A 19,465-nucleotide genomic window follows, 5' to 3' on the forward strand; every position below is an offset into this window, starting at 1 on the left:
AAAAGGCGCCTTGAAGGCGCCTTTTTTGTGTGTCGAATATGACCGATGCAGTTCCGTGGCGAGGGAGCTTGCTCCCGTTCGACTGCGCAGCAGTCGCCATCAATCTTGGGGCTGCTTCGCAGCCCAGCGGGAGCAAGCTCCCTCGCCACAAAAGCTGATCACATGTTGCTTAGAACTTGTAACCCAGACCGACCATGTAGATGAACGGATCGACGTCCACGTTCACCCGTGCGCGGGTGCCCGGAGCCACGGCGTTGTTTTCCACGGTGGCACGGGTGTCGATGTCGATGTAGCGCACCTGGGCGTTGATCATCACCTTATCGGTGAGCATGTAGTCGGCACCGACTTCCCAGGCCAGGCCCCAGGAGTTTTTCGCGTTGAAGTTGCTGAAGCCATTGGCGCTGGCTTCGCTGCTGACGTGCTCGTCGTAGATCCAGGTGTAGTTGATCCCGCCGCCGACATACGGCTGGAATGCGGACTTGGCATCCATCGGATAGTAGACCAGGCTCAGGGTCGGCGGCAGGTGTTTCAGGGTGCCGAGTTTGCCGTTGGCGGCGCCGAGCGCGGTGCCTTTGAGCTTCACGTCATGCTCGAACGGCGAGGCCGCGAGCAGTTCGATCCCCAGGTGGTTGGTGATCATGTAGGCGAAGTTCAGGCCCAGTTGCGTGTCGCTGCTCATGGTGGCCTTGCCACCCAGGTCGGCGCCCTTCAGCGGGCCTTGATCGACCTTGACGCTGGAGCTGTCGGCTGTCGGATTGACGGTGATCGCACCGGCCCGAACGATGATATTGCCAGCCTCATGGGCATGGGTGAGCGGGGCTGCGAGCGCGAGGGCAAGCAGCGAAGCGCTGAGCAGGGACTTGTGCATGGGGGCTCCAAAGGACGTTAAAAATGTTCGATGTCCAATGGTAGGGATCCAACTGATACGGTCTTTTGACTCAGCTCAACGAATCAGTGATGGCCCAGATTTTTGCGGAACCTTCGAGGGCCTCTTCGCGGGCAAGCCTCGCTCCTACAGGTTCAACATTGCCTTGTAGGAGCGAGGCTTGCCCGCGAAGGCGTCCTTTCATTCAACACCGAACTACCGGTGTTCACTCCGGCAGTTCATACACATAAATCTTCTGCGCCTCCATCTGATACCCGGCATCCGCCAATTCGCTGGTGGACGCCTTGACCTGCAACGCACCTTCGACCCAGTACGGCTGGTACAGCTCATCGAGCTTCACGCCGACTTCGCTTTTGACGTGCACGATCTGGTTCGACGGCGGAGGCGGTACGTGGATGCAGGCGCCGAAATACGGCACCAGCAGAAACTCCGTGGTGCGGCCTTCTTCACTGACCTCCAGCGGCACGATGTACCCCGGCAAGCGAATGTTCTGGCCATCGAGACTTTTCACCACCGGCGCGTTCGGCATGTCCTGTTTGGCGGCCGGGGCCGACTCCGCGGACAATGCGTCGCTCATCTTCGACAGGTCGTGCAGCGGCGTCATGTTCGGCACTTCCGGCGGGGCATCCGGCGGGATCATTTCCGACCAGGTCAGGTCTTTCGGCTCGGCCGCCCACAGCGGCAGAGCAACCAGCATCAACAGCGCAAGCAGAGCGCGGGGCATGTTCAACGTCCTCACAGGCGGATCGACAGGCCATCGGCCAAGGATTGGCGATAAGCGCGCCAGGCCGGCACGCTGCCCATCAGCAGCGCGGCGATCAGGATGCCACCGAGCAGCGTCCATTCATATTCGCTTGGCCAGGCCAGTGGCAGGTACAAACCGTAATTCGACTGCACGTAACCCTGCGCCACGGCGATGCCGACATACAGCAGCGCCACGCCGGCAATCACTCCCGACAGCGCCAGGGCAAACGCTTCCAGCACCAGTAAAGTCGCGATATGCCATGGCCGCGCACCCACCGAACGCAGAATCGCCATCTCCCGGCGCCGCTCGTTGAGGCTGGTGAGAATCGCCGTGAGCATGCCGATCAACCCGGTCAGCACCACGAACAGCGAGACGACGAACAAGGCTTTTTCCGCCGTGCTCATCAAACTCCACAGCTCCTGCAACGCCACACCCGGCAGGATCGCCAGCATCGGTTCGCCACGGAATTCGTTGATTTCACGTTGCAGCGCGAAGGTCGAAATCTTGTTGTTAAGGCCGAGCATGAACGCGGTGATTGCTTGCGGCGTCAGGTCCATGTTGCGCGCCTGATCGGCACTGACCCGACCGTTACCCCGCGCCGGTACACCGTTGTGCCAGTCGATGTGGATCGCTTCCATGCCGCCGAGGCTGATGTGCAGCGTGCGGTCCACCGGGGTGCCGGTGCGTTTGAGAATGCCGACCACGGTGAACGGTTTGTCGTCATGCTTGACCAGGCTGATCGCCGCCACGCCATGGGCCAGCACCAGTTTGTCGCCGAGTTTGTAGTGCAGCGCGTCGGCCACTTCGGCGCCGAGCACCACTTCGAACGGATCGCTGGCGAAGGCACGGCCGTCGGCCAGTTCCAGATGCTGTTGATGGCCGTACTGGTAATGCTCGAAGTACGCCTCAGTGGTGCCCATCACCCGATAACCACGATGGGAATCGCCGAGGGACATCGGGATCGCCCACTTCACTTTCGGGTTGTTGGCGAACTGCTCGAAGCTGTCCCAGCGGATGTTGTTGGTGGCGTTGCCGATGCGGAATACCGAATACAGCAGCAGGTTCACCGAGCCGGAACGCGCGCCAACGATCAGGTCGGTGCCGCTGATGGTGCTGGCGAAACTGGCCTTGGCCTCGGTGCGCACCCGCTCCACCGCCAGCAGCAGGCAGACCGACAGGGCGATGGCGAACGCGGTGAGGATCGCGGTGAAGCGACGGTTAGCGAGGCTGGCCATGGCTAGACGAAACAAATACATCTCAAACCTCGGACGGGGTGGCGGCGCGATTGAGATCGGCCAGCGACAGGTGGCGATCGAACAGCGGCGCGAGGCTCTGATCGTGGCTGACGAATAACAGGCTCGAGCCGGCTTCGCGGCATTCGGCGAACAGCAGGCGAATGAAGTTTTCGCGGGCGTCGTAATCCAGTGCCGAGGTCGGTTCGTCGGCGATCACCAGTTCCGGCTGACCGATCAACGCACGCGCGGCAGCGACCCGTTGCTGCTGGCCGATGGACAGCGAATCGGCGCGGCGGGCCAGAATGTTTTCGTCCTTCAGGCCCAGATGGGCGAGCAGGGTGGCGGCGGCCTGATCGACGCTGCCGTGGCGTTGTTTCGCCCGCTCGGCGCGCAGTTTCGAGAAGTGACAGGGCAGTTCGACGTTCTCCCGCACCGACAGAAACGGCAGCAAGTTGAACTGCTGGAAGATGTAGCCGGTGTGATCGACCCGGAAGTGGTCGCGAGCCCCGGCAGACAGTTCGGTCAATTCCTGGCCGAGCAGCCGGATGCTGCCGCGATCAGGCTTTTGCACACCGCCGAGCAAGCCGAGCAGGGTGGTCTTGCCGCTGCCGCTGGGGCCTTTGAGGAACAGGGTTTCACCAGGCTCCAGGCGAAACGCCGGGATGTCCAGCAACGGCGGGTGACCGGGCCAGCTGAAGCCCAGGTCGGACAATTCGATGAGTGCTTGGGTCATGGCGCCGATTTCATGAGGTTTGTCTCGACTTCACATTCAACATTACCCCCTGTAGGAGCGAGGCTTGCCCGCGAAGAGGCCAGTAGATCCAACAGAGATGTTGACTGACAGATCGCTTTCGCGGGCAAGACTCGCTCCTACAGGATTGGTGTCGGATCAGAATTTCAGGGCAGCCGCCTTGGCCGTCACCTCAACCCCTTGCTGCCCGCTCGGGCTGACCAGTTGTACCTGAATCTTCTGGGTAGCCGGGAACGTGTTGAAGACAGTCGCCAGGTCCAGGGTCTTCAGCGCGCCCGGGGCCGAGCAGCTGAATTGGTAACGGGCGTGGATTTCGCTGTGGTCATGTTGATGCTCGTGACCATCCTTGGCTTCTTCATGCTCATCGTCGGCATCCGGTTTGTCACCGAACAACGGGCTTTCCAGCTCCTGGGTCGCGACCACGCACCCGGCGGCTTTCGGCAGGTTGAACAGTGTCAGTGGTTTTTCCAGTTGGGCACGGACGGCGGCGACTTTGGCCTTGTCGGCATCGGTGGTGGCGGCGTGCTCGAAACCCACCAGGTTCATTGCCGGGCTTTCCAGCTCCAGCTCCAGGGTCTGGCCGTCCAGCGCCGCATTCAAGCGACCGACGCCGTGTTCGTGGGCACCGAGGCTGCCGTGCTCATGGTCGTGATCTTGCTCGACAGCCGCGTGGGCGACAGCCAGCGGTAACAAGGCAAACGGCAAAGCGAGCAGCAGACGGCGCATGACGGGTCTCCGAAAAGTAAAATGAAAAATTTGTTATGTAATCTTATAACGAAAGTGCCGAGAGTTTGACCGTCTGCTTGGCGTTGTGCAAGACCCATGGGAGCATGCGAGTCAGGTATGTGCTGGAGCAGACTTATGTTGCGAATACGCGGAAGCATCGGCGACTGGCCGGTGGATTTGACCCTTGAACTGGATGAGGGCGACTGGGCGCAGCTCGGTGCGCAGTTGCAGGCTGCCAAACCCGAGGCGAGTGCAACACCGGTCAAACCGGTGAATCAGGATGATGCGCTATGGCAGATCGCCAAAGAATTGCTGCGCAAGGCCGGGCAATTGAGTGGGCCGGATTTGCTGGAGCAACTGGAAGGGCTGACCGGCAGCGCAGCGGCGGGCAAGCGCTTGTTGGTGCGCTTGCGCCACTGCGCAGAGGTCAAAGTAGTGAGCGGCGGGGATACGCCGCTCTACAGCTGGATCGAGTAAGCCGCAAAAAAGAGCTTAATAGAGCGCGGCAAACAGCTTGCGACGGTACGTGGTCACCAACGGGTGATCGTTGCCCAGCAGTTCGAACACTTGCAGCAAGGTCTTGTGTGGCAAGCCTTCGCTGTAGCTGCGGTTGCGGACGAACAGTTTCAGCAACGCATCCAGCGCCGCGTCGTATTGCTGACGGGCCAGTTGCTGGATCGCCAACTGATAGACCGCCTCATCATCCTGCGGATTTTTCGCCAGGCGTGCTTTCAGGTCTGCCGCATCCGGCAAATCCCTGGCCTGGCCGAGAAACTGGATCTGCGCCTTGGCGCCGGCCAGCGCGGCCTTGTGTTCATCGGTCTTGACCGCGTCGAGTACGGCTTGCGCTTCACTCAGCTCGCTGCGCTCGGTAAGGCAGCGGGCGTAGAGGATCAGTGCCTTGGCATTGGTGTTGTCTTCAGTCAGCAAGATTTTGAGCGTGGCTTCGGCGTCGGCGAAACGGCCTTCATCGAACAGCGCCTGAGCCTGTTCAAACGGGTCGGCGGCGGCTGGAGGCGGCATTTGCACATGAGGTTCGAGCATCGTGCGCACAGCGGATTCCGGTTGCGCACCGGCAAAACCGTCCACCGGCTGACCGTCCTTGAACAGCACCACGGTCGGCAGGCTGCGAATGCCGAAACGCGCAACAATGTCTTGCTCGATGTCGCAGTTGACCTTGGCCAGCAGCAACTCACCCTGATAGCTCTCGGCGATGGTTTGCAGCATCGGCATCAAGGCCTTGCACGGCGCACACCATTCGGCCCAGAAATCCACCAGTACCGGTTTGTGGAAAGAGTTCTCGATCACCGACTGGTCGAAATCGGCAGTCGTGGCGTCGAAGATGTACGGCGTTTCCTGACTCATGGGGGATCTCGTAAAAGCGTGGATGAGGCCACTATAAGGCTTGGTGGGGGGCGGCTGAAAGCGGGGTGATCATTGAGTGATGTGCTGCCAGGCAGGACGTCTTCGCGGGCAAGCCTCGCTCCTACAGGTCCGCGCTGATTTCGAAATCGCCACCCAACCCTGTAGGAGCGAGGCTTGCCCGCGAAGCTTTTTGCTAACCGCGCCGCGCGTGGTAAAGGCTCACATGCCGAAACTCTTCGGGTTCGGCCAGGTCCGGCAAGGTCATCGCCTGCAGCATCTCGATGCGCTGATACAGCGGATGGCGAAAATCCCGCACCCGTGAATCCGCCACCAACGCTTCCCGGCCACGGCTGAGAAACTCGTCGAGTAGCGGCAGATTTTCCCGGTCGTACAACACGTCGGCCACCAGAACCAGATCAAATCGATCCGCTTCGGCGAAAAAATCCGTCGAGTAGCGCAGCTGCACATCATTGAGTTCGGCATTCGCCCGACACGCGGCAATCGCCAGCGGGTCCAGGTCACAGGCCACCACTTCCAGCGCCCCGGCCTTCACGGCCGCAATCGCAGCCACGCCGGAACCGGTGCCGAAATCCAGCACCCGTTTGCCTACGACCCAGTGCGGGTGTTCGGCGAGATAGCGGGCCACGGCCAGCCCACTGGCCCAGCAGAAACTCCAGTACGGCGGCTCGTGGAGAATCCGCCGGGTTTCTTCGGGGCTGAAAGCGCGGTCCATGTTGTCGCCGTCGATCAGCCAGAGTTTCAGCTCGGTGCCCGGCAATTCACAGGCTACAAGCTGTGCGTCACCGAGCAGTTCACCCAACGCCTGTTGCAGGCCGAGCGGTGCAATCATGGCGCTTTGACGAATTGCAACTGACCCAGGGCCTGGGTCGTCGGCTGGGTGATGAGTTGCGCCGGCAGATGCAGAATCAACTGCCCGGACTGGCTGGCGCGGCCGCGCAGTTCAACGCGAGCGCCAACCGGGAAGGATTCAGGGTTGAAACGCAGGCGAAACGGCAACACCTGATTGGTGCCAATCAGGTTGGCACTGGCGAGCAATTGTTGCGGGCGATCCTTTTCGTCGATCACCAGCAGCGCCAGTTCGACTTCGGCGTCGGCCGGCACGCCCATCAGGGTGCCACTGATTTCACGTTGGTAAGCCGGCAGCGGGCCGAGCTCGGCAGACGCCTTGGCCTTCTTCTGCGCCTGTTGCGGCGCTGGGCCTGGTGTTGGTGGCTGGGGCTTGGGTGCATCGCTGCCACAGGCCACCAGCAGGCTGAAAAGACTGAGCAAAACGAGCGGTCGTAACGACATTGGCGGCTCCAGCAAGGTGAAAACATTATAGCCCGTCTGTATACCGCAAACCCTATGGCTTGTCTTGCCACGGGGATGCGCTACCATGGCCCTCCCATTTTTTGTTGCCTGCCACCATGCACTGTCCCTTCTGCGGTGCCAACGACACCAAGGTCATCGACTCGCGTCTGGTCGCCGAGGGCGAACAGGTGCGCCGCCGGCGTGAATGCCTGGCCTGCGGCGAACGCTTCACGACGTTCGAAACCGCTGAACTGGTGTTGCCGCGCCTGATCAAAACCGACGGCAGTCGCCAGCCGTTCGACGAAGAAAAACTTCGTGCCGGCATGCAGCGAGCGCTGGAGAAGCGCCCGGTGAGTGTCGAGCGCCTGGAATCGTCGCTGGTGCACATCAAACACAAGCTGCGCGCCACTGGTGAGCGCGAGGTCAAATCCCTCGTGGTCGGCGAACTGGTGATGGCCGAGCTGAAAAAGCTTGATGAAGTCGCCTATATCCGCTTCGCTTCGGTGTACCGACGCTTCCAGGACCTCAACGAGTTCCGCGAAGAGATCGATCGCCTCGCCCGTGAACCGGTGAAAGAATGACCACCTCCCCGGAACAAGCCATCCTCGACGCCCATTACATGGCCCGTGCCCTGGAACTGGCGCGCAAAGGTCATTACACGACGCACCCCAACCCGCGGGTTGGCTGCGTGGTGGTGCGTGACGGGCAGATTGTCGGCGAAGGCTGGCATGTGCGCGCCGGCGAGCCCCATGCCGAAGTCCACGCCTTGCGTGCCGCCGGCGACAAGGCGCGAGGCGCCACGGCTTACGTGACCCTGGAACCGTGCAGCCACCACGGCCGTACGCCGCCCTGCGCCGATGCACTGGTGAATGCCGGTGTGGCGCGCGTCGTTGCGGCGATGCAGGACCCGAACCCGGAAGTTGCCGGTCGCGGTCTGCAACGTCTGGCCCAGGCGGGAATCGCCACCGAAAGTGGCGTGCTGGAAGGTGAGGCGCGCAAGCTCAATGAAGGCTTCCTCAAGCGCATGGAACACGGCTTGCCGTTCGTGCGGGTCAAGTTGGCCATGAGCCTCGACGGTCGCACAGCGATGGAAAGCGGCGAGAGCCAATGGATTACCGGCCCGGCGGCGCGCTCGGCGGTACAACGGCTGCGCGCGCAGGCCAGCGTGGTGCTGACCGGCGCCGACACGGTGCTGGCGGACAATGCCCGCTTGACCGTGCGTGCCGATGAATTGGGCCTCGATCCCGAACAAACCGCCTTGGCCATGAGCCGTCCGCCACTGCGCGTGCTGATCGACGGTCGCCTGCGGGTGCCTCTGGACGCGCCGTTTTTCAAGGCTGGTCCGGCGTTGGTTGCGACGTGCATGGCGATCGAAGAGCAATACGCCAACGGTCCGGAGTGCCTGATCGTGGCGGGCGACGATGGCCAGGTCGACCTGCGCAAGTTGCTGGTTGAACTGGCTGCCCGTGACGTCAACGAGGTGCTGGTCGAAGCCGGTCCGCGTCTGGCCGGGGCGTTTGCTCAGCAAGGGTTGGTGGACGAGTTCCAGATTTTCATTGCCGGCAAGTTTCTCGGCTCCACGGCGCGACCGTTGCTGGACTGGCCGCTGGCGCAGATGAAAGATGCGCCCGAGCTCAAAATTACCGAAATCCGCGCGGTTGGCGATGACTGGCGAGTCATTGCCATACCTGTCCCAACGGTCAGCGTATAATTCCCGGCTGCAGCCCAGAAGGCCCTGTTCTCGAGGAGGACTCCATGTTTACCGGCATCATCGAATCCATCGGCAGTATTCGTGCATTGACCCCAAAAGGCGGAGATGTGCGGGTTTACGTAGAAACCGGCAAGCTCGACCTGAGCGACGTCAAACTGGGCGACAGCATTGCCGTCAACGGCGTGTGCCTGACGGCGGTTGAACTGCCGGGCAATGGCTTTGCGGCGGACGTCAGTCGCGAAACCCTCGACTGCACCGCCATGAATGACCTCAAGAGCGGCAGCCCAGTGAATCTGGAAAAAGCCCTGACCCCGACCACCCGCCTCGGTGGGCACTTGGTCAGCGGTCACGTCGATGGTGTCGGCGAAGTGGTCTCGCGCAGCGACAATGCCCGCGCCGTGGAATTTCGCATCCGTGCGCCGAAAGAACTGGCCAAGTACATCGCCCATAAAGGTTCGATCACCGTCGACGGCACCAGCCTGACGGTGAACGCGGTCGATGGCGCCGAATTCCTGCTGACGATCATTCCGCACACCCTGAGTGAAACCATCATGGCTTCTTACAAGCCAGGTCGCCGGGTGAACCTGGAAGTGGACTTGCTGGCACGTTATCTGGAACGCCTGCTGCTGGGTGACAAAGCTGCTGAACCGGGCTCATCACAAAAGTCTGGCGGCACTATTACTGAAAGCTTTCTGGCCCAAAACGGCTACCTCAAATCCTGACTCAAGGGGGTGCCTTGTGGCGCTCAATAGCATCGAAGAACTGGTTGAAGACATCCGCCAAGGCAAGATGGTCATCCTCATGGATGACGAAGACCGCGAGAACGAAGGCGACCTGATCATGGCCGCCGAGTGCTGCAAGGCTGAGCACATCAACTTCATGGCCAAGCACGCCCGTGGCCTGATCTGCATGCCAATGAGCCGCGAGCGCTGCGAACTGCTCAAGCTGCCATTGATGGCGCCACGCAACGGTTCCGGCTTCGGCACCAAGTTCACCGTGTCCATCGAAGCCGCCGAAGGCGTGACCACCGGTATCTCCGCGGCCGACCGTGCGCGTACCGTACAAGCCGCTGCCGCCAAAGACGCCAAGGCTGAAGACATCGTCAGCCCCGGCCACATCTTCCCGCTGATGGCCCAGGCCGGCGGCACCCTGGCCCGCGCCGGCCATACCGAAGCGGCCTGCGACCTGGCGCGCATGGCCGGTTTTGAACCGAGCGGTGTGATCTGCGAAGTGATGAACGACGACGGCACCATGTCCCGTCGCGCCGAACTCGAAGCGTTTGCCGCCGAGCACAACATCAAGATCGGCACCATTGCCGACCTGATCCACTACCGGATGATCCACGAACGTACCGTTCAGCGGATTGCCGAGCAGCCATTGGACAGCGAACTGGGCCAGTTCAACCTGGTGACCTATCGTGATTCGGTGGAAGGCGACGTGCACATGGCCCTGACCCTGGGCAACGTGTGCGCCGAAGAACCGACCCTGGTTCGGGTGCACAACATGGACCCGCTGCGTGACCTGCTGATGGTCAAGCAACCGGGCCGCTGGAGCCTGCGCGCCGCCATGGCCGCGGTTGCCGAGGCTGGCAGCGGTGTGGTGCTGTTGCTCGGTCACCCGCTCGATGGCGACGTGTTGCTGGCGCACATCCGCGAAACCGCCGACCACCTGGCGGTGAAAAAGCCGACCACCTACAGCACTGTGGGTGCCGGTTCGCAGATCCTTCGGGACCTGGGCGTGCGTAAAATGCGCCTGATGTCTGCGCCGATGAAATTTAATGCGATATCCGGTTTCGATCTGGAAGTTGTAGAATACGTGCCCTCCGAATAATGACCGGTTGTTTCCAGTCCTTGATTCGCGGCTAACACATCACTGAGGGATGCGTAGAAAACGCGTCCCGGCTCTTTAAGAGATCTAACGAATGACCCTGAAGACCATCGAAGGTACCTTCATCGCCCCTAAAGGCCGCTACGCTCTGGTAGTGGGCCGTTTCAACAGCTTCGTGGTTGAAAGCCTGGTCAGCGGTGCAGTTGATGCCCTGGTTCGCCATGGCGTGAGCGAAAGCGACATCACCATCATCCGTGCGCCTGGCGCCTTCGAAATCCCGCTGGTTGCGCAGAAAGTCGCTCAGAAGGGCGAGTTCGCGGCAATCATCGCCCTGGGCGCGGTCATTCGTGGCGGTACTCCGCACTTCGAATACGTGGCTGGCGAGTGCACCAAGGGCCTGGCCCAGGTGTCCATGGAGTTCGGCGTACCGGTCGCTTTCGGCGTACTGACCGTTGATTCCATCGAACAAGCCATCGAACGTTCCGGCACCAAGGCCGGTAACAAAGGTGCTGAAGCTGCCCTGTCCGCTCTGGAAATGGTCAGCCTGCTGGCGCAGTTGGAGGCCAAGTGATTAGCGACGATAGCGATCGTTTCAACCCGCGCGATCCAAAGCCTGCGGATGCCGGCAAGCCATCGAAAAGCGCAAAGCGTCGCGAGGCCCGTCAGCTCGCGACCCAGGCGCTGTACCAATGGCACATGGCCAAGCAGTCGCTGAACGAGATCGAAGCGCAGTTCCGGGTCGATAACGATTTTACCGATGTCGATGGCGCGTACTTCCGCGAAATCCTGCACGGGGTTCCGCAGTTCAAGACCGAGATCGACACCGCGCTCAAGCCTTGCCTGGACTTGACCATCGAAGAGCTGGACCCGGTTGAACTGGCGGTTCTGCGCCTGTCCACCTGGGAACTGCTCAAGCGTGTCGACGTGCCGTACCGCGTGGTGATCAACGAAGGTATCGAACTGGCCAAGGTCTTCGGTTCCACCGACGGCCACAAGTTCGTCAACGGTGTGCTCGACAAGCTGGCCCCGCGTCTGCGTGAAGCCGAAGTGAAGGCGTTCAAGCGCTGATTGGCGCTTGAACTGCCATTGCCATGGGTGAGTTTGAGCTGATCCGCAACTTCTTCGCCGCCGCGCCTTGCGCGCAGGGCGGTGAAGGCGTTGCCCTCGGGATCGGCGACGACTGCGCCTTGCTGGCTGTTCCTCCCGGGGAGCAGTTGGCGATTTCTACCGATACGCTGGTGGCCGGTGTGCATTTCGCCGACCCCTGCGATCCGTTTCTGCTCGGCCAGCGCTCGCTGGCCGTGGCCGTCAGTGACCTGGCCGCCATGGGCGCCACCCCCGTTGCCTTTACCCTTGCCTTGACCTTGCCGACCGGGACTTCCGATTGGCTGGAAGCGTTCGCCCGTGGTTTGAACCTCATGGCGCAGAATTGCCGTGTGGCACTGGTGGGCGGCGATACTACTCGCGGGCCGTTGAGCCTGACCATGACCGTGTTCGGCCGGGTGCCGACCGGTCTGGCGTTGACCCGCAGCGGCGCACGGCCGGGCGATTTACTCTGTGTGGGCGGTGAGCTGGGTAACGGCGCGGGCGCATTGCCGCTGGTGCTCGGCCAGCGGACAGCGGACGCGGCCATCGCCGAGCCATTGCTGGCCCATTACTGGTCGCCGCAACCGCAACTGGCGTTGGGCCAGGCGTTGCGCGGCAGGGCCACGGCGGTGCTGGACATCTCCGATGGCTTGCTCGCCGACTGCGGGCATATTGCCCTGGCGTCGAAAGTCGGGATTCGGGTAGAGCGCAGCAGGCTGCCGTTGTCGAAGGCGCTGCTGGCTTTCCTCGGTCAATCCGACGCGGAGCAAGCCGCCCTGAGTGGCGGTGACGATTACGTGCTGGCCTTCACCTTGCCGCCTGCCGAGTTGCCATCGTTACTGGCGGACGGCTGGCCGATCCATGTGCTCGGGCAGGTGGTTGCAGGGCAGGGCGTGATTCTGCTGGACGCCGACGGACACGACATCACCCCGCCAATCCGGGGTTACCAACATTTTCGGGAGACACCGTGACAGATCATCCCAAACAGGTTCCGTCGGAGTTCGTACCGCCGTCGGTCTGGCGCAATCCGTGGCATTTCCTGGCGTTCGGCTTCGGCTCGGGCACCCTGCCAAAAGCGCCGGGCACCTGGGGTTCGTTAGTGGCGTTACCCTTTATTCCGTTGTGGCAGATGCTGCCCGACTGGGGCTACTGGCTGATGCTCGGCATCACCATGCTGTTCGGCTTCTGGCTGTGCGGCAAGGTCGCCGACGATTTGCGCGTGCACGACCATGAAGGCATCGTCTGGGACGAAATGGTCGGGATGTGGATCACCCTGTGGCTGGTGCCGCAAGGTTGGTATTGGTTGTTGGCGGGGTTCCTGATGTTCCGCTTCTTCGACATCCTCAAGCCGTGGCCGATTCGCTGGATCGACCGGCATGTGCACGGTGGCGTCGGGATCATGCTCGACGACGTGCTTGCGGGGGTGTTCGCGTGGTTGGCGATGCAAGGGCTGGTCTGGCTTTTCGCCTGAAGGCTACAGTCGAGGACGAAAGATGGCTCGCTGGTTGATGGTGATGGTTTTCGCGACGTTTTGCTCGTTCGCCCAGGCGGGGGATGCACCGACGACGCCGTCCGTGATTCACCTGGCCAGCGAAGCGTGGGAAGACTTTACCGCCGCCGATGGTCGTGGTTTGGGCTGGGACGTGTTGCGCGAAGTGTTCGAGCCTGCGGGCGTCAAACTGGATATTCGAATCGAACCGTATACGCGCGCCACGGGCCTGGCACAGCGTGGCGAAGTGGACGCGTGTGTCGGTGCCTATCGGGATGAAGTCAGTGACGTGCTCTATCCGCGCTGGAGTTTCGATACCGATCCGATCTATGCACTGGGCCTGGCCACCAATCCGGCGCCGACCCCGGAAAATCTGGGCAATTACCGTTTGGCCTGGGTACGCGGCTACAAGTACCAGGCTTACCTGCCCAACGTGCAGCGCTATAACGAAGTCGCGCGGCGTACCGGGATTCTGCCGATGCTGATCCACAACCACGTCGACTACTACATTGACGCGCTGGACGAGGTTAACTCTATCGTCAGCCGAGCCAAGGATCCGTCGCAGTTCCGCCGCACGCACATCGCGGATTTACCGCTGTACCTGTGCTTCGCCGATACCCCTCGGGCACGGCAGTTGATGGTGCTGTTCGACCAGCGTATGGAATTGCTGGTAAAAAGCGGTCAGCTGAAACCGGTCTTCGAACGCTGGAAACAGCCCTATCCGTTCGGCTCGAAATGAAAACGTTCAATGCGGGCGCGGGGCAGATATCAAACTTTTTGATCGTTATGGCCGATAATTCAGCCTAAGCGTCTGTAGGAACGTGCTGTTACAATGCCGCCTCTGCGAATCTTCAGTACTTATAGATCAGGAGCACACCGGTGCCTGTCGTTTTTGTCGCCGCTTCCAAGCTGCCAACGCCTTTTGCGCAATTCACCATGCACGGCTTTCTCGATGAAGAGAACGGGCGTGAGCACGTGGTGCTGAGCCTGGGTGAGATCGCCGACGGTGCTCCGGTACTCGGTCGGTTGCACTCCGAATGCCTGACCGGCGATGCCTTGTTCAGCCAGCGTTGCGACTGTGGTTCGCAACTCGAGGCGGCGTTGCAGGCGATCGCCCGTGAAGGCCGTGGCGTATTGCTCTACTTGCGTCAGGAAGGCCGTGGCATTGGCCTGCTGAACAAGATCCGCGCTTATGAATTGCAGGACGGCGGTGCTGACACCGTTGAAGCCAACGAGCGTCTGGGTTTCGCCGCCGATCAGCGCGACTACGCCATGTGCCTGCCAATGCTGGAGCATCTGGGCGTGAAATCCCTGCGACTGATGACCAACAACCCACGCAAGGTCAAAGCCTTGACTGACATGGGCATCGTGGTTGCCGAGCGCGTGCCGTTGCACACAGGGCACAACCCGCATAACAAACTCTACCTGGCGACCAAGGCCAGCAAGCTCGACCACATGATGGGCAACGAGCACCAGGGCGAGGCTGACAGGGCGTGACCCGCGGTCAGGTACGGCGACGACTGGCCGTCAACTGGTGGCAATATCTGGCGTTGGCCTTGCTGCCGCTGTTCGTGGTCAATGGCTTATTCGGCCAAAGCGAGGCGATTCTGCCGGTGCTGGCCATGCCGTTTTTCATTGCCGGTGTGGCGTCGATGTTTGTCAGCCTGAAGTTCTTTGGCGGTTACAAACATGCGCTGATCGCGACCCAAAAAGCCCTCGATACCCCTGAAGAACCCGCCGCCTGGATCGCCCTGGCCGCGAAACGCCGTGCTGCGTTTCTGGTCGCCGGCCTGCCCGCCTGGATCGGCGCACTGGCAGTCTTCGTTGGTCTGGAAGCCGTGCCGCTGATGCTGCTGGCGTTGTCGACGGTGGTGCTGTTCTACCTCTACCGTATCCCGCGTCAACTCGGCTGATGCGATGCGTCTGGCTGGCAGTCCTGTTGCTGGCCATCGGTGGTCCGGCAGCTGCGGCCGAGCGGGTTGTCAGCCTGGCACCGTCGCTTTCCGAAATCGTGATTGAACTGAATTCGGCTGACCTGCTGGTCGGAGTGCTGGATGCCGGTGAGCGTCCGGCCGAGCTCAAAGACATTCCTTCGGTGGGCCGCTACGGTCAGTTGGACATCGAACGGTTGCTCAGCCTCAAACCTGATTTACTGCTGCTCTGGCCGGGCAGTGTGGGGCCGGCTCAGCGTGAACAGCTCAAACGGCTGAACATTCCCACCTATGTCGCCGAACCGCATAACCTCGAACAACTCACTGTGCAGATCGAAGCGATAGCCACGCAACTCGGGCGAGCGGAGCGGGGCGTTGCATTGGCCAAAAAACTGCGTCAGCGACTCGACTCCTTGCGCCAGCGCTATCGAAGGGACGAGCCGCTGCGGGTGTTTTATCAAGTCTGGGATCGGCCGCTGTACACCGTGGGCGGAAGGCAGATCATCAGTGATGCGCTACAGGTTTGCGGGGCAAGCAATGTGTTTGCCGACCTGCCACAGCCTGCACCGCAGGTCAGTGTGGAGGCGGTGTTGCAGCGCAACCCCGAGGTGATTCTGGCCAGCGATCAGGCGCAGCTCGAGGCGTGGAAGGCTTGGCCCCAGGTGACGGCGGTGGCGCAGGGGCAATTGCTGTTAGTGACGGATAAAGGCCTGGAACGACCGAGTGGGCAGATGATCGAAGCGACGGCCAAGCTCTGTCAGTTGATCGCACCCGATCTTTAACCTGTGGCGAGGGAGCAAGCTCCCTCGCCACAGGGTTTTGCATGTAGCCAGAGAATCAGATATTCAGCAATTGCAGGCGCTGACGCACCGCCTCTTCGATCCCGGCTTCATCCAGCCCGCATTCGGCGAGCATTTGCGCAGGCTTGGCGTGTTCGACATAGATGTCTGGCAAGCCCAGGTGCAGCACCGACTTTAGGATGTTCTCGCGGGCGAGGAACTCGCTGACCGCGCCACCGGCGCCGCCCATGATCGCGTTCTCTTCGACGGTCACCAGCAATTGGTGGCTGCCGGCGATTTCGCGAACCAGTGCTTCGTCGAGCGGTTTGACGAAACGCATGTCGACGACCGTCGCATCCAGCTTCTCGGCGACTTTCAGTGCCTCGGCCAGTTGCACGCCGAACACCAGCAGGGCGACTGTGCTGCCCTGGCGACGAACCACGCCCTTGCCGATTTCAATCGGTTCGAGGTCTTTCGCGATCGGTGCATTCGGGCCGGTGCCACGCGGGTAACGCACCGCCGCCGGGCCGCTGTACAGGTGGCCGGTGCTGAGCATTTTGCGCAGTTCGTTTTCGTCGCTCGGGGTCATCACCAGCATGCCGGGGATGCAACGCAGGAACGACAGGTCGAAGCTGCCTGCGTGCGTCGGGCCGTCTTCGCCCACCAGGCCGGCGCGGTCGATGGCGAACAGTACGTCGAGGTTTTGTACCGCGACGTCATGAATCAGCTGGTCGTAACCGCGTTGCAGGAAGGTCGAATAGATCGCCACCACCGGTTTGGCGCCTTCACAGGCCATGCCGGCTGCCAGGGTCACGGCGTGTTGCTCGGCAATCGCCACGTCGAAATAGCGCGTCGGGAAGCGTTCGCTGAAGGCCACCAGGTCGGAGCCTTCCTTCATCGCCGGGGTGATCCCGACCAGGCGCGGATCGGCTGCGGCCATGTCGCACAGCCACTCACCAAACACACCGGAATATTTCGGCCCGCTGGCTTTTTTCGGCGCGGCGGCCGGAGCGTCCAGCGGTTCGAGTTTGGTAATGGCGTGGTAACCGATCGGGTCGACTTCCGCCGGGGCGAAGCCTTTGCCCTTCTTGGTGACCACGTGCAGGAATTGCGGGCCTTTCAGATCGCGCATGTTGCGCAGGGTGGCGATCAGGGTCGGCAGGTCGTGGCCATCGATCGGGCCGATGTAGTTCCAGCCCAGCTCTTCGAACAGCGTGCCAGGGACCAGCATGCCTTTGGCATATTCTTCCGTGCGACGGGCGATTTCCCAGGCGCCGGGCAGGCGCGACAGGACCTTTTTGCTGCCTTCGCGCATGCTTGCGTAAGTGCGGCTGGAAAGGATTTTCGCCAGATAGTTCGACAACCCGCCGACGTTGCGCGAGATCGACATATCGTTGTCGTTGAGGATCACCAGCATGTTGGCGTCCACTTCCGGCGCGTGGTTCAGCGCCTCGAAGGCCATGCCAGCGGTCAGTGCGCCGTCGCCGATCACCGCGATTGCCTTGCGATCACTGTGTTGCAGGCGGGCGGCAATGGCCATGCCCAGCGCTGCGCTGATCGAGGTGCTGGAGTGGCCGACGCCAAAGGTGTCGTACTCGCTCTCGGAACGACGCGGGAAGGCGGCGATGCCATCCTTCTGGCGCAGGGTGCTCATGCGCGCGCGACGGCCGGTGAGGATTTTGTGCGGATAGGCCTGATGACCCACGTCCCACACCAGCCGGTCGTCCGGGGTGTCGAAAACGTAGTGCAACGCGATGGTCAGCTCGATCACGCCCAGGCCGGCACCGAAATGCCCACCGGTCTGGCCGACCGTGTAGAGCAATTCCAGGCGCAACTCATCAGCCAGGGTTTCCAGCTCGGCTTCGCCTAACCGGCGCAGGCCGTCCGGCGTGTTGGCACGGTCGAGCAGGGGCGTGGTCGGGCGCTTACGGGGAATCTCATGAAACGTCGTGGGCATCAGGCGAATCGTTATAGGTATAAAAGATGCGGCAGTTTACCTGATGCATCGCCCCCTGCCCACGCGTTGGTCTTTTTTGGCGGATACGCCGTCAGTTGCGGCGGTCAACGATGTACCGGGCCAGATCGCGCAAGGGCTCGGCTGCCGCGTCAAACGGTCGCAATGCGTGCAGGGCCTGGTCGCGCAGTTCCAGAGCGTAGGCCTTGGCCACGTCGAGACCGAGCAGTGCCGGGTAGGTCGGCTTGTCCCGGGCGATGTCGGCGCCCTGGCGTTTACCTAGGGTGGCGGTGTCACTTTCGACGTCGAGAATGTCGTCCTGGACCTGAAATGCCAGGCCGATGGCCTGTGCATAACTTTGCAGCGACTTCAGTTCGTCCTTCTCGGCACGGCCACTGGCCAGGGCACCGAGTTTGACGCTGACTTCGATCAACGCGCCGGTCTTGTGCCGATGCATGTATTCAAGGGCTTTTTGATCGAGCTTCAGTCCCACCGAGCCAAGATCGATGGCTTGCCCGCCGACCATGCCCGCCGGGCCTGCCGCCAGCGCCAGGGCGCTGACCATCTGCAGCCGGGTTTCGGTATCCGACGAGCTCAGGCGTGGGTCGAGCAGGGCGCTGAAGGCCAGGCTCTGCAAACCGTCGCCGGCGAGAATCGCGCAGGCTTCGTCGAATTTCTTATGGGTGGTCGGCTGGCCGCGACGCAGGTCGTCATCGTCCATGGCCGGCAAATCGTCGTGCACCAGCGAATAGGCATGGATCAGCTCAACCGCGCAGGCTGCGCCGTTGGCTTGCTCGGCCTTGCCGCCCAGCGCTTCACACGCGGCGTAGGCCAGCAGCGGACGTACGCGCTTGCCGCCATTCATCACGCTGTAGCGCATGGCTTCATAGAGGCGGGCGAGCTCAGGGCTCGGCGGGTTGAACAGGATTTCCAGTGCTGCATTGACGCGGGCCTGGCTGGCTGCCGAATACGCTGCAATCATTCTGGCTGATCCGCGTCGAAGGGTTCCTCGGCCAACTCGCCATCACGCTCGAGCAGCACTTGAACCTTCTGCTCGGCCTGGGCCAGCGCCGCCTGGCAATCACGGGTCAGCCCGATGCCCTGCTCGAAAGCGGTCAGCGAGTCTTCCAGCGACAATTCGCCGTTCTCCAGACGCTCCACCAGCGTTTGCAGGTCAGCGAGGGATTGTTCGAAATCCAGTGCAGCTTTTTTGCGGGCCATGGCGGCTATTTCCGGTTGACGTTAAACCGGCGCGACACTAGCAGACATGGGGGGTATGGGCAAATGAGCTGGGCCATTTGGAGCAGCAGTTCCGGGGTGACAACACACCTTGGGGCGAGGGAGCTTGCTCCCGTTCGGCTGCGCAGCAGTCGCGAGCCTCTGGACACGGTAGGCCTGAATAAACGCGATGTATGGTTTTGGGGCCGCTACGCTACCCAGCGGGAGCAAGCTCCCTCGCCACAGATGTATGTCGTCTATATAGGTTGTGTGGATTATTCGGCTCACTTTATGAGCCGAATAAGATCGCTATTCGGCTCACGCCCAACAAACACCGTGATTCTCACCGCAAATATAGATGTATCCGATTGTTAAAAAACTGCCGAATGGCTAATCTTCGCGCCTTCAACGACCCTATATTCAGGGTCTTCTGACGAAACGCAGTTTTTTT

At 61.5% G+C, this 19,465-nt stretch carries 24 protein-coding genes; 13 read left to right on the plus strand and 11 right to left on the minus strand.

What is annotated here, in order from left to right; translation table 11 throughout:
* Positions 1-169: 169 nt before the first annotated feature.
* The 5 genes from AC07VO_RS17860 to AC07VO_RS17880 form a co-directional block, all read right to left on the minus strand.
* Positions 170-868 (minus strand): OmpW/AlkL family protein, encoded by a 699-nt coding sequence (locus AC07VO_RS17860; RefSeq protein ID WP_064620668.1) that lies wholly within the window; start codon positions 866-868, stop codon positions 170-172.
* A gap of 223 nt (positions 869-1,091) precedes the next feature.
* Positions 1,092-1,610: a DUF3299 domain-containing protein gene (locus AC07VO_RS17865; protein WP_018925681.1), complete on the minus strand. Its 519-nt coding sequence runs from the start codon at positions 1,608-1,610 to the stop codon at positions 1,092-1,094.
* 11 nt (positions 1,611-1,621) lie between these two features.
* A complete protein-coding gene (locus tag AC07VO_RS17870; protein ID WP_007933653.1) occupies positions 1,622-2,887 on the minus strand; it encodes an ABC transporter permease in 1,266 nt (421 codons plus the stop codon).
* A 1-nt stretch (position 2,888) separates the two neighbouring features.
* Positions 2,889-3,599, minus strand: a complete 711-nt coding sequence (locus AC07VO_RS17875) for an ABC transporter ATP-binding protein (protein ID WP_086945959.1) — start codon at positions 3,597-3,599, stop codon at positions 2,889-2,891.
* Positions 3,600-3,755: 156 nt separating this feature from the next.
* Positions 3,756-4,343 (minus strand): DUF2796 domain-containing protein, encoded by a 588-nt coding sequence (locus AC07VO_RS17880; protein ID WP_086945958.1) that lies wholly within the window; start codon positions 4,341-4,343, stop codon positions 3,756-3,758.
* Positions 4,344-4,478: 135 nt separating this feature from the next.
* Between AC07VO_RS17880 and AC07VO_RS17885 the strand changes: the two genes are divergently transcribed.
* Complete coding sequence (locus tag AC07VO_RS17885; RefSeq protein WP_086945957.1) at positions 4,479-4,820, plus strand: hypothetical protein; 342 nt, start codon at positions 4,479-4,481, stop codon at positions 4,818-4,820.
* A gap of 15 nt (positions 4,821-4,835) precedes the next feature.
* Here AC07VO_RS17885 and trxA read toward each other — a convergent pair whose 3' ends face one another.
* From trxA to AC07VO_RS17900, 3 genes are all read right to left on the minus strand, one after another.
* A complete protein-coding gene (trxA, locus tag AC07VO_RS17890; protein WP_086945956.1) occupies positions 4,836-5,708 on the minus strand; it encodes a thioredoxin in 873 nt (290 codons plus the stop codon).
* Positions 5,709-5,901: 193 nt separating this feature from the next.
* Entirely contained in the window at positions 5,902-6,558 is a 657-nt protein-coding gene (locus AC07VO_RS17895) for a class I SAM-dependent methyltransferase (protein WP_086945955.1), read from the minus strand.
* On the minus strand, positions 6,555-7,019 hold the full coding sequence (locus AC07VO_RS17900) for a YbaY family lipoprotein (RefSeq protein ID WP_018925687.1): 465 nt from the start codon (positions 7,017-7,019) through the stop codon (positions 6,555-6,557). Before AC07VO_RS17900 ends, AC07VO_RS17895 begins: the two co-directional genes overlap by 4 nt.
* A 116-nt stretch (positions 7,020-7,135) precedes the next feature.
* Here AC07VO_RS17900 and nrdR point away from each other — a divergent pair, with 116 nt between their 5' ends.
* From nrdR to AC07VO_RS17960, 12 genes are all read left to right on the plus strand, one after another.
* The gene (nrdR, locus tag AC07VO_RS17905; RefSeq protein WP_007906838.1) at positions 7,136-7,600 is read left to right on the plus strand and encodes a transcriptional regulator NrdR; all 465 of its coding nucleotides are present in this window, start codon (positions 7,136-7,138) and stop codon (positions 7,598-7,600) included.
* On the plus strand, positions 7,597-8,730 hold the full coding sequence (gene ribD / locus AC07VO_RS17910) for a bifunctional diaminohydroxyphosphoribosylaminopyrimidine deaminase/5-amino-6-(5-phosphoribosylamino)uracil reductase RibD (protein WP_018925688.1): 1,134 nt from the start codon (positions 7,597-7,599) through the stop codon (positions 8,728-8,730). Before nrdR ends, ribD begins: the two co-directional genes overlap by 4 nt.
* A 44-nt stretch (positions 8,731-8,774) precedes the next feature.
* A complete protein-coding gene (locus AC07VO_RS17915) occupies positions 8,775-9,452 on the plus strand; it encodes a riboflavin synthase (RefSeq protein ID WP_086945954.1) in 678 nt (225 codons plus the stop codon).
* 16 nt (positions 9,453-9,468) lie between these two features.
* Positions 9,469-10,560 (plus strand): bifunctional 3,4-dihydroxy-2-butanone-4-phosphate synthase/GTP cyclohydrolase II, encoded by a 1,092-nt coding sequence (gene ribBA / locus AC07VO_RS17920; RefSeq protein WP_019581380.1) that lies wholly within the window; start codon positions 9,469-9,471, stop codon positions 10,558-10,560.
* A gap of 91 nt (positions 10,561-10,651) precedes the next feature.
* On the plus strand, positions 10,652-11,128 hold the full coding sequence (gene ribH, locus AC07VO_RS17925) for a 6,7-dimethyl-8-ribityllumazine synthase (protein WP_003228649.1): 477 nt from the start codon (positions 10,652-10,654) through the stop codon (positions 11,126-11,128).
* Entirely contained in the window at positions 11,125-11,625 is a 501-nt protein-coding gene (gene nusB / locus AC07VO_RS17930; RefSeq protein ID WP_007933632.1) for a transcription antitermination factor NusB, read from the plus strand. Before ribH ends, nusB begins: the two co-directional genes overlap by 4 nt.
* Positions 11,626-11,648: 23 nt before the next feature.
* Positions 11,649-12,614 carry a thiamine-phosphate kinase gene (thiL, locus tag AC07VO_RS17935; RefSeq protein WP_086945953.1) on the plus strand — a complete coding sequence of 322 codons (966 nt, stop codon included), beginning with the start codon at positions 11,649-11,651 and terminating at the stop codon, positions 12,612-12,614.
* The gene (locus AC07VO_RS17940; RefSeq protein WP_018925692.1) at positions 12,611-13,114 is read left to right on the plus strand and encodes a phosphatidylglycerophosphatase A family protein; all 504 of its coding nucleotides are present in this window, start codon (positions 12,611-12,613) and stop codon (positions 13,112-13,114) included. Before thiL ends, AC07VO_RS17940 begins: the two co-directional genes overlap by 4 nt.
* A 22-nt stretch (positions 13,115-13,136) precedes the next feature.
* Positions 13,137-13,871, plus strand: a complete 735-nt coding sequence (locus tag AC07VO_RS17945; RefSeq protein ID WP_064620650.1) for a type 2 periplasmic-binding domain-containing protein — start codon at positions 13,137-13,139, stop codon at positions 13,869-13,871.
* Between the two features lie 140 nt (positions 13,872-14,011).
* Positions 14,012-14,629: a GTP cyclohydrolase II gene (ribA, locus tag AC07VO_RS17950; RefSeq protein WP_018925694.1), complete on the plus strand. Its 618-nt coding sequence runs from the start codon at positions 14,012-14,014 to the stop codon at positions 14,627-14,629.
* Positions 14,626-15,045 carry a hypothetical protein gene (locus AC07VO_RS17955; protein WP_018925695.1) on the plus strand — a complete coding sequence of 140 codons (420 nt, stop codon included), beginning with the start codon at positions 14,626-14,628 and terminating at the stop codon, positions 15,043-15,045. Before ribA ends, AC07VO_RS17955 begins: the two co-directional genes overlap by 4 nt.
* Positions 15,045-15,845, plus strand: coding sequence for a cobalamin-binding protein (locus AC07VO_RS17960; protein ID WP_086945952.1), 801 nt, complete (start codon positions 15,045-15,047; stop codon positions 15,843-15,845). The genes AC07VO_RS17955 and AC07VO_RS17960 overlap by 1 nt, the downstream gene beginning before the upstream one ends.
* 55 nt (positions 15,846-15,900) lie before the next feature.
* On the opposite strand, the gene dxs is transcribed toward AC07VO_RS17960, so the two are convergent.
* The 3 genes from dxs to AC07VO_RS17975 all read right to left on the minus strand — a co-directional run bounded on the left by dxs (position 15,901) and on the right by AC07VO_RS17975 (position 19,017).
* The gene (gene dxs, locus AC07VO_RS17965) at positions 15,901-17,799 is read right to left on the minus strand and encodes a 1-deoxy-D-xylulose-5-phosphate synthase (RefSeq protein ID WP_086945951.1); all 1,899 of its coding nucleotides are present in this window, start codon (positions 17,797-17,799) and stop codon (positions 15,901-15,903) included.
* Between the two features lie 91 nt (positions 17,800-17,890).
* The gene (ispA, locus tag AC07VO_RS17970) at positions 17,891-18,778 is read right to left on the minus strand and encodes a (2E,6E)-farnesyl diphosphate synthase (protein ID WP_086945950.1); all 888 of its coding nucleotides are present in this window, start codon (positions 18,776-18,778) and stop codon (positions 17,891-17,893) included.
* Complete coding sequence (locus AC07VO_RS17975; protein WP_007894317.1) at positions 18,775-19,017, minus strand: exodeoxyribonuclease VII small subunit; 243 nt, start codon at positions 19,015-19,017, stop codon at positions 18,775-18,777. Before AC07VO_RS17975 ends, ispA begins: the two co-directional genes overlap by 4 nt.
* Positions 19,018-19,465: the final 448 nt, after the last annotated feature.

The organism is Pseudomonas sp. GW821-FHT03E01 (assembly GCF_059420765.1).

What these genes read in the sequence shown, in the direction of transcription:
- trxA (WP_086945956.1), bottom strand. Translation starts at nt 5,708, where the DNA reads ATGAGTCAGGAAACGCCGTACATCTTCGACGCCACGACTGCCGATTTC.
- AC07VO_RS17880 (WP_086945958.1), bottom strand. Translation starts at nt 4,343, where the DNA reads ATGCGCCGTCTGCTGCTCGCTTTGCCGTTTGCCTTGTTACCGCTGGCT.
- AC07VO_RS17860 (WP_064620668.1), bottom strand. Translation starts at nt 868, where the DNA reads ATGCACAAGTCCCTGCTCAGCGCTTCGCTGCTTGCCCTCGCGCTCGCA.
- AC07VO_RS17900 (WP_018925687.1), bottom strand. Translation starts at nt 7,019, where the DNA reads ATGTCGTTACGACCGCTCGTTTTGCTCAGTCTTTTCAGCCTGCTGGTG.
- AC07VO_RS17945 (WP_064620650.1), top strand. Translation starts at nt 13,137, where the DNA reads ATGGCTCGCTGGTTGATGGTGATGGTTTTCGCGACGTTTTGCTCGTTC.
- AC07VO_RS17975 (WP_007894317.1), bottom strand. Translation starts at nt 19,017, where the DNA reads ATGGCCCGCAAAAAAGCTGCACTGGATTTCGAACAATCCCTCGCTGAC.
- AC07VO_RS17865 (WP_018925681.1), bottom strand. Translation starts at nt 1,610, where the DNA reads ATGCCCCGCGCTCTGCTTGCGCTGTTGATGCTGGTTGCTCTGCCGCTG.
- thiL (WP_086945953.1), top strand. Translation starts at nt 11,649, where the DNA reads ATGGGTGAGTTTGAGCTGATCCGCAACTTCTTCGCCGCCGCGCCTTGC.
- ribH (WP_003228649.1), top strand. Translation starts at nt 10,652, where the DNA reads ATGACCCTGAAGACCATCGAAGGTACCTTCATCGCCCCTAAAGGCCGC.
- ispA (WP_086945950.1), bottom strand. Translation starts at nt 18,778, where the DNA reads ATGATTGCAGCGTATTCGGCAGCCAGCCAGGCCCGCGTCAATGCAGCA.
- AC07VO_RS17895 (WP_086945955.1), bottom strand. Translation starts at nt 6,558, where the DNA reads ATGATTGCACCGCTCGGCCTGCAACAGGCGTTGGGTGAACTGCTCGGT.
- dxs (WP_086945951.1), bottom strand. Translation starts at nt 17,799, where the DNA reads ATGCCCACGACGTTTCATGAGATTCCCCGTAAGCGCCCGACCACGCCC.
- AC07VO_RS17875 (WP_086945959.1), bottom strand. Translation starts at nt 3,599, where the DNA reads ATGACCCAAGCACTCATCGAATTGTCCGACCTGGGCTTCAGCTGGCCC.
- AC07VO_RS17885 (WP_086945957.1), top strand. Translation starts at nt 4,479, where the DNA reads ATGTTGCGAATACGCGGAAGCATCGGCGACTGGCCGGTGGATTTGACC.
- AC07VO_RS17870 (WP_007933653.1), bottom strand. Translation starts at nt 2,887, where the DNA reads ATGTATTTGTTTCGTCTAGCCATGGCCAGCCTCGCTAACCGTCGCTTC.
- ribD (WP_018925688.1), top strand. Translation starts at nt 7,597, where the DNA reads ATGACCACCTCCCCGGAACAAGCCATCCTCGACGCCCATTACATGGCC.
- nrdR (WP_007906838.1), top strand. Translation starts at nt 7,136, where the DNA reads ATGCACTGTCCCTTCTGCGGTGCCAACGACACCAAGGTCATCGACTCG.
- AC07VO_RS17960 (WP_086945952.1), top strand. Translation starts at nt 15,045, where the DNA reads ATGCGATGCGTCTGGCTGGCAGTCCTGTTGCTGGCCATCGGTGGTCCG.
- AC07VO_RS17915 (WP_086945954.1), top strand. Translation starts at nt 8,775, where the DNA reads ATGTTTACCGGCATCATCGAATCCATCGGCAGTATTCGTGCATTGACC.